1 protein-coding gene is annotated in these 1,001 nt (G+C 37.9%); it reads right to left on the bottom strand.

What is annotated here, in order from left to right:
- Nucleotides 1-157: 157 nt before the first annotated feature.
- The gene (locus B3I52_RS03020) at nt 158-982 is read right to left on the bottom strand and encodes a bestrophin family protein (protein ID WP_293298706.1); all 825 of its coding nucleotides are present in this window, start codon (nt 980-982) and stop codon (nt 158-160) included.
- Between the last annotated feature and the right edge of the window lie 19 nt (nt 983-1,001).

Below are 1,001 nucleotides of genomic sequence, written 5' to 3'. Positions count from 1 at the left end.
ACCAAGCACCAATAAACAAACGAGCAACGAAAAACGAACAACAAACTTAACACTCCTTACTCTTTGCTCCTAATTACCAATAACCAAGGACCAATAAACAAACGAGCAACGAAGAACGAAAAATAACCTTAACCTTGCTCCTTTCTCTTCCATCTAGCTAACCCAAAATCTCCCCTACCTGTTTTGCTATGTTATCACAAATCTCATCAACCGGTAAATCGTTGGCATCACTTCCAAATGGATTTTCAATTTCTTCGGCAATAAGTTCTAAACTAGCCAAAACATATAGAATAAACGGCACAATGGCTACCACAAAATAGCCTAAGCTAAATACCCAGCCAATAGGCAAGGTAAGCACATAAACAAAAATAAATTTCTTTATAAAGGCACTGTACGAATACGGTATTGGAGTATTTTTAATACGTTCGCAAGCGCCACAAACCTCGGTAAACTGCGTAGTATCGGCATTTAGGATAATCAGTTGTTCGCTGGTAATTTTTCCCTCTCTTTGTAATTCAAAAAGTTTAGCAGCAATGCTACTGGCCACCTGATTTGGAATGTGTTTGCCCCCGTCAATTTCAATTAAGATGCTGTCTTTTCCGAAATATTGTTTTTCGCGGAGATGTTCTTTTAAGGCAAATGCATATTTAGAAATGGCATACTTGAAAAAATCGTTATCCGATTTAGCTAGTTTTAACGCATTGACCCTTATGGCAAAGTTTCTACTTACATTTACCAAACCGCCTAACATTCGCCTTCCTTCCCACCACCTATCGTACGATGTATTAGTTCTAAACACCAAAAGCAGTGAAATGACAAAGCCCAGCAGGTTATGCATCATCCCCATGTTTTTAATATAAGTAGTTTCGGCAAGCTTTAAATGGTTAAGTTCCAAATAAGCAATAATCCCCGAAAATACAGCCACACTCAGCATCAATTTCCAAAGCTTCCTAATCGTATCGGCTTTGTGTACGTGAAAAATAAACCACTATGGATTAAAA

Source organism: Pedobacter sp. UBA4863, assembly GCF_002399615.1.
GTDB lineage: Bacteria > Bacteroidota > Bacteroidia > Sphingobacteriales > Sphingobacteriaceae > Pedobacter.
This window is presented reverse-complemented; position numbering and strand designations above follow the sequence as displayed.